Below are 6,939 nucleotides of genomic sequence, written 5' to 3'. Positions count from 1 at the left end.
GTCTAATCATTTTGGATAAAAAGTTAGGTTTAACAGGAATTTGTAGGGCTATGTCACATCTTATCCATAAATTTATCCAGCAGGCGCTTTATACATTACTAAATGAAGATTCTACCTTGGGTGGTATTGTGTCGGGGGTTTATGATAACCCACCTGAGCAACAACATTATCCTTATATTGTCATTAATTCTCTCGCCTCTCGCGATTGGTCTACGCGTACAAGTGTGGGGTTCAGTACGACGATCCCGCTCACGGTATATGGGCAGTCAGGTACACAGCAGGTGCTGGATATATTAGATCGTATTTACGAATTGCTGGTGGAAGGTAATTTGAGCTTGTTAGAGCATCAACTCGTTGCCATGCATTTTGAAACACATGATGTGCGGACAGAAGGGGATGGGGTAACACAGAGTGGAGAAATTCGCTTCCGAGCCTATTCGGAATCTGTGCCTGTGTAGGGAACGGGGGTGGTCGCGAAATCGATGGTGGAGCCCTTTTCGGCTTTGACGAGTTTATTCTCTTCAAAATGCAACATGGTTGGGCGCAACTCTTCGGGCAAATGGTAGACAAGAATGATGCTCTTTTTGCCGGTTTTTGCATTCTTAATGCGGTGTCCTTCTTTTGGATTTCCCAAGGCAAGCATCACCATACGAGGGCTCGCATTTAAGAAGATAGTTTTATTGATAAGTATCTGTTTTTCTTCATAAGAAATACGAAGTTGGTTAATGTCATCTACACGTTTTAATTCTTCAGGAGCGGATTGGGTGAAGCCCATACGATCCAGTTTAAGTAGTACCTGCTTATAAATATCAGGGCGTTGATTATAGACGTAGCTATAGATACCGGCGCAAACGATCAAAAGAAGTAGAGTCGTAATAACGCCACCTATTGTTTTCCAAGGTGATGTGCGCGGTTTGTTCGGTGTTAAGATAGCTTCCATAAAGTAAGTTTATCGTGAGAGGCCTAACAAAAAGTAAAGATTTGGAAATAAAACGCTAAATACATGATTTTCCAGAAAACCTTCATCAGAATGTAACATTCTGTTGGTATTCTTGAAGGTGGATAAATGTCGGAAACCCCGACGGAAAGCATTATGACAACAAAGAACGCAACAGCTTCAAATACTGACTTAGAGTCTATGCTCATGAAAATGGCGAGCAAGGGAGCTGAGAAAAGTTCTGGCTTCAAAATGCCTATGAGCCTGGCTGCGCTCAAAGATATGGTCATTGGTGGTGGAGCTGCAAAGCTTTCTGAGAGAGGTGCCCCCCGCGTTGCAAAATTTGCTGAAAGAGCAGCTCATAGTTATGGAAAAGATGCTGAGCAAAGCGCCCGAATTGGACGAATGGCTGAAAATATCTGGCGTTCAGGGATTCCTTTGCTGCCTGTTATTTACGAGTCAGCGAATAAATATCGTCGCAATATAGGAGATTACTTTACGGTTGGGAGCCGTTTTTCGACGGCACTTTCAACGCACCACAATAGCAGTAGTTTCTTTACTGCCGTTAATAGCGATCTGGAGGTGGTGCGCAACGAACGGTCACGCCTCTCTAGGGCGGTAACCAATACGACAAAATCAACTTTTGTCCATGCTCTATCAACACTGCCAGCCCAAATTGGTACGCAGTTGGATCGTATGATTTCTGATGTTGAATTGGGAATGCGTGGTAATAATGAGACGAATAAAAATTCTAAAACAAGCTTTAAAAAGGGAAAACATCAATGGAGTGCTGCCTCATCTGAATTGCGCAAGGGTACGGCAGATAAGCTCAATAGTGCCTTTGATAAAACCTTGGATATGTTGGCCACCGAGAGCAGTGGAAGTAATCGAAAATATAGCGGTTTCATGAATCTCGCGGTAGAAACAGTCGCCTCTGTGGAGCTGGATGAGTTGGATGATTCCGTAGGCCGTGCTGCTTTTCTTCGCAACATTAAGAATGATTATTTTAGCAATTTTATCTCAGGTGGTGCGGCGGGTGTGCGCAAATATTTATCGGCTAAACTAGCCGTCAAAACAGATAAAGAATTAAAACAATCGAATGCTGCAGATATGATTGATGCTCTTAAAGTGCATTTGAAGAAGAATCCTTCGCCGGTCAGTGTAAATCTCGTTGGGCATTCGAAAAAAGATGGTTCGCTTGCGGATTATATTGCCGATATTTTTGCTCAGCATCAGCTTGATTGTGAGCGTGCGGAAATCCCGCGCCGTATGGGTGGAAACCTAAAGAATGCCGCAGAGCAAATTTCTGAGGCAATCACGGATCCGCAGCGTCAGTTAGACCCAGAGGCATTAATCCTACTGGTTGATAAAAAACATGGCATTAGTTCATTTACAAAAGGTGAAATGACCGGTGTGATTCGTGGAGAAGAATTGGATGATACGCTGGCAAAGCTACAAAAAAACCCTAGAATGTCACGCCGTAAGAAAACGACAGCACAGAAGCAGTATAAATACCATCAGGCGACACAGGAGCAATTTGTGGAGAGTTGGGGAAACCTGACTCAAGAGGAAAAATACCTATGGTCATCATTCATATCAGATGAAATCTTGGCAGATGTAGGGGTGGCAAAAGAAGAAATCCAAGAATTGCGCCACCAAGATAATGAATTCTGGCATGAGACCATGGAAGAAGTTCTCACAGAAATGGGTAAACTGAGCGCCGAGGAATTAGAAGATATAGGTCTGAGTGATTCGCAAGTGGAGCTGCTGAGCGAAGCTGTTTCGGGTATGAAAAGCCGAAATAGCCATTATTTGGAGAAGAATCGTCATGAAATGACCGATTTGGTGGCGGATGCCGCGACCTTGATGGATGCCGAAAAGCCTGGCTTTCTGAAGGAAGCGTTGGGGCGTGTGCAAAAGCGCCGCGATCATCAAGATATTTTAAGAGAGAAAAAGAGAAATAAACCTCTGGCAGAGCAGCTGATTGATAGCCGCTCGGACCCCTCTGAAACACGTCATAAATAGTCTAATAAACCCCCAAACCGTCATAAAACCGTAATGCTCTCGCTTTATAATTAAAGTGAGGAGAATTATGACAGCAACCGCATTTATAACCGGAGCCAGCAAAAGTGGCGCAGTACGTAAGCTTACGACCGGCTTGGGTAGGGTGTTTCTTGGTACAGTGGCTGCGTCGCGCTTCGCTACTGGCGTGAAAAACCCAGATGCGTTGATTCCAGGTGGATTAATTTCTGTAAAGAGTATTTTTGGCTTCCTCGGCGGTAGCGGTAAAAAGAACCCCCATTTCGGAAATAAACTGGCTCAGTACATGGGAACGACAGTGCAGAGCGCTTCGGAGTTGATGAATACGCCGCTGTCAGGCTTTACCACAGAAGGTGAAGGTGGCATTACAAACCGTTTGGCTTCAGTAGGGGTGCCGGAAACTCTGCTGGGAGCGAATCCCGCAGCGAATGTAGCTCGCGTGATGAAGGGGCCTGCGAAAGCAACGGGTTCTTTACTGGAACGGGTTGGAGGGTTTTTTGGTTTCGTTGACGAGAAACTCGATATGCAGCGGCGAGTTGATGGTAAAATTAAGCAACAAGAAGAAAGAATTTCCGCATTAGGTGAATTAGTATCCGAAGCTGGGGGAGCAAGCCGCTTTACAAGTTTTAAAACAAATCTGGAAGCAGGAATAAAAGCGGAAGGTGCATTTAAACGCACTCCAATGCTTAAGAAGAGAAACGCCCTTCAAGCAGCTGATGCCATTCATGAAAAACACGCTGCGAAAGCGCTGCAATCTGCTGCGCACATTAAAGATAAAGCTCTTAACAAAGAAAAGCGTGAAGCATATGTGCCTAACTACACGGCGGCGGAACTTAAGCAACTCAATGCGGTTCAACCATCACTGACAGTAGATATGGCGCATGAAGAATATTTAGCGGCGGCAAATAAAGTAGATGGCAAGGTTCCGAAGAAATTGAAAAAAGCGGCTCGCAACTATAAGCAAGCGCATGAAGATCTAGCAGAGTTAGAAAGTAAGAAAGCATTTTGGCAAAATCCAGCTGAGGCCCTTAAGAAACGTGGACAAGATATAACGATAGGTGAAGCAGCAGATTTCACACTCCGTTGGGGGATGGTGGCGCAAGATGGTATTGGGCAGGTCAAAAATGCGAGATTAAACTTACGTGCGTTGAAGCAGTTAATGGCGGATGTAAAGGGTGTGAAACCTCAGAGTATTTCAACGTGGAGTGCACTCTTTGGTGCGACCACACCGATGCTGAAAGAAGCGCGCGGCCAATATGTGAAAGCCACGCTATTAGCGCTGATTCCATTTTTCGGTGGTGCGATCGGACAGGAAGTAGCCACACGCAAATTACACCGTGAATTCGGTAAAGATAACCCAATTGTGACGATGGGGGCGACATTGGGGTTCCAAGCGATTCAGAGCCTAGGTGGATTTTTCACTACAGGTGAGACCATGCTGCAAGATTTTGCGAATATGCGTATTACGCAAGAATCCGGTGCAGAACTTACTCCTGAGAATTATGCTCAATTGCTCGCCGCGGCTTCGTCGGAAATAAAAAGTATGGGCGGTACGGCAAATTATAATACGACGTTAATAGCGCAGTATTATGCGGAAAATAAGACACCGATTGCACAAGTCATGCAGGATATTAATGCGGGTAAAGCAACCTTGACCCAGCGTTCGCAGCAAGGTGCCGAAATGATTAAGCAAAGCCAAATGGCTACTCAAGCCGTGCAGCAAACACAAGCCGGGCACGCCGCACCGGCGGCGCCGGATATGTCTGCGGGAGAAGCCGCGCCTTCGACAGCTAAGTTCGCAGATAACCCGCGTAACCAGTCCAAAGGCGGGCAGGGGAGCTTTACTGAGCGTGCTCGAGCATCGCAAGAGGCGGGTGGAGTTCTTGGTTTTGGCGGAGGTGCCTCTTAGGAGCGGCCTTCTTATTATCGAACACAGCTCGCATTTAGCGGGCTTTTTTTATGACTTAAACTTAGCGAGGAAACGCGATGAGCTTTGCCGAAACCCAATTCCCAGCCGATATCTCTTATGGATCTGCTGGGGGTCCCGAATTTTCTACCGATATTGTTGTCACGCATGGTGGCCGCGAACAGCGTAATAGTAATTGGAGCCAGTCTCGATCACGTTATAATGTCGCTTATGGGGTGAAAGCCAAAGAACAAATGGCGGCGCTCATCACCTTCTTTCGAGCACGTAAAGGCCAAGCGGAGGGCTTTCGTTTTAAAGACTGGACGGATTATGAAGCGGCCGGGGCACTCCTCGCGATTGGCGATGCAAGTACGGTGGGGTTTCAGCTTACGAAGTCTTATACCAGTGGCGCAACGACTCAAGCGCGCATCATCACCAAGCCTGTGGCAGCCACGCTAAAACTCTATTTTGATAGTGTGCTGCAAATGACGGGTTATGCGCTGGATGCGACAACAGGGATCGTCACTTTCGAGAGTGCGCCGGCCAGTGGTATTATCATTCAGGCCGATTTTGAATTTGATGTGCCGGTACGTTTTGCGACCGACCGTCTCAGCAGTTCGCTCGATGATTATGGCGTCTATTCCGTGCGCGATATCCCGTTGGTTGAAGTGCGCATTTAAAGGCAATTATGATGATGCAAAACCGACTTACTCCACTTCTGGAGGCGATCAACCGTGCCCAGAATTTCGCTGAGCGTTTCGCGTTAGATATCGCCGAGGCGCATCGCCAAAGCTTTATCCGCCGCTTTGCTCAGCAGCATAATGTGCCCGTGCCCGACCGCCGCGAGGAATGGCTGCCTTACGAGCTCGCCATTCTCATCGATGATTATAATAACGCGCTGGAGAAATTCCGCCTTGAGTTATTGCAGGCCGAGTGGCTGACACCACAGGTCAAAGCACTGGATCCGAACGAACCGTTAGAGCCGCAGATCGAGCAAGTGATCGCCCGCCATACCGAAATACTGGCCCGTCGTATTTACTCCATGGCAGAGCGGCGCCGTCAGCAATCCGAGGGCGTGACGCATTACATCTGGCACACGCAAGGTGATGATCGCGTACGCCCCAGCCATGCGGTAAATGACGGACAAACCTTCCGCTGGAACGCTCCCCCTGCCACCGGCCATCCTGGTACTGCGCCTAGGTGCCGCTGTAGTGCCGAAGCCATCCCTGATTCGAATTCAGGCCGGGTAGAACCAGTATTCCCAATTGAGAGTCTGATCCTATTAGGTGGCGGTGTTCTGCAGGTGGCAAAGCGTGTTTTGGAAGAAATCCTCAAGCGCCGTGCAGAGCGGGCGAAGAATAAACCCGCAAAAACAAAGACTGAAGTCGCTCAGAGTATTGCTAACGGCCACGCATGGGAAAAACACGTCATCTTGAAAGGTGACTTTCCTGAAATTAAAACCAAAGAAGAGTTTAAAAAACATATCGAAGATGTTATAAACAACCCTAGCGCGAGTAAAAAGTTGGAAGATGGTCGTAAGATACATTGGCAGGAGGAGTCAGGAACGTTTGTCGTGATAAACCACAATGATCCCGACGGCGGGAGTGCTTTTAAGCCGACGCGCGGTAAAGGTTATTATGATGATGAGGTTAAGAGAGCAGAAAAAAAATGAATATATTAAATTCAAATAATGACATTTATACGTTGGATCTGACGGCAGATGAACTGCAGTGCATACGGATTTGTGCAATGCATATTCCTTATGATACTGCGCTGAGGCCAGGTTATGACATCTTTCAGAAAACGGGCTGGAGTCTGGAAGAGGCTAATAATTTCTTAGATGATCTGAGAAACAGAGCCACCAGAGAAGGAAAAGATAAATATAAGATAGTCTTTGTAAGGCATGAAATTATTTATTTAAGGGATGTGATTCGAGATTGCTTGATTGATATGGAGAGAGAATTTCACACTCTTGTCGGTGTCTGGCCGGAGCAAGCTACCCTCTTAAGGGCTGAACTGATGGTTGCATTATGAAACTAGGAAATAAAAAGCGGGG

Annotated in this window: 7 protein-coding genes; 6 read left to right on the top strand and 1 reads right to left on the bottom strand. The window is 46.7% G+C overall.

Annotated elements, in window-relative coordinates:
• Nucleotides 1–458, top strand: a 458-nt coding sequence (locus P8P30_04285) for a DUF3168 domain-containing protein (GenBank protein MDG1286767.1), incomplete at its 5' end; no start/stop codon positions are given.
• On the opposite strand, the gene P8P30_04280 is transcribed toward P8P30_04285, so the two are convergent.
• On the bottom strand, nucleotides 434–940 hold the full coding sequence (locus P8P30_04280) for a hypothetical protein (protein MDG1286766.1): 507 nt from the start codon (nucleotides 938–940) through the stop codon (nucleotides 434–436). The genes P8P30_04285 and P8P30_04280 overlap by 25 nt on opposite strands.
• Before the next feature lie 126 nt (nucleotides 941–1,066).
• Between P8P30_04280 and P8P30_04275 the strand changes: the two genes are divergently transcribed.
• The 5 genes from P8P30_04275 to P8P30_04255 all read left to right on the top strand — a co-directional run bounded on the left by P8P30_04275 (nucleotide 1,067) and on the right by P8P30_04255 (nucleotide 6,917).
• Nucleotides 1,067–2,962, top strand: coding sequence for a hypothetical protein (locus P8P30_04275; protein MDG1286765.1), 1,896 nt, complete (start codon nucleotides 1,067–1,069; stop codon nucleotides 2,960–2,962).
• A 67-nt stretch (nucleotides 2,963–3,029) separates the two neighbouring features.
• Nucleotides 3,030–4,886: a hypothetical protein gene (locus tag P8P30_04270; protein ID MDG1286764.1), complete on the top strand. Its 1,857-nt coding sequence runs from the start codon at nucleotides 3,030–3,032 to the stop codon at nucleotides 4,884–4,886.
• Nucleotides 4,887–4,963: 77 nt separating this feature from the next.
• Complete coding sequence (locus tag P8P30_04265; GenBank protein MDG1286763.1) at nucleotides 4,964–5,563, top strand: DUF2460 domain-containing protein; 600 nt, start codon at nucleotides 4,964–4,966, stop codon at nucleotides 5,561–5,563.
• Between the two features lie 8 nt (nucleotides 5,564–5,571).
• Nucleotides 5,572–6,555 carry a minor capsid protein gene (locus P8P30_04260; GenBank protein ID MDG1286762.1) on the top strand — a complete coding sequence of 328 codons (984 nt, stop codon included), beginning with the start codon at nucleotides 5,572–5,574 and terminating at the stop codon, nucleotides 6,553–6,555.
• The gene (locus tag P8P30_04255; protein ID MDG1286761.1) at nucleotides 6,552–6,917 is read left to right on the top strand and encodes a hypothetical protein; all 366 of its coding nucleotides are present in this window, start codon (nucleotides 6,552–6,554) and stop codon (nucleotides 6,915–6,917) included. The genes P8P30_04260 and P8P30_04255 overlap by 4 nt, the downstream gene beginning before the upstream one ends.
• Nucleotides 6,918–6,939: the final 22 nt, after the last annotated feature.

This window comes from Rickettsiales bacterium, from assembly GCA_029252805.1.
In the GTDB taxonomy this organism is placed as follows: Bacteria; Pseudomonadota; Alphaproteobacteria; order Rickettsiales; family JALZUV01; genus JALZUV01.
Note: the sequence above shows the minus strand (reverse complement) of the source record. Positions and strands in the feature narration are given on the sequence as shown.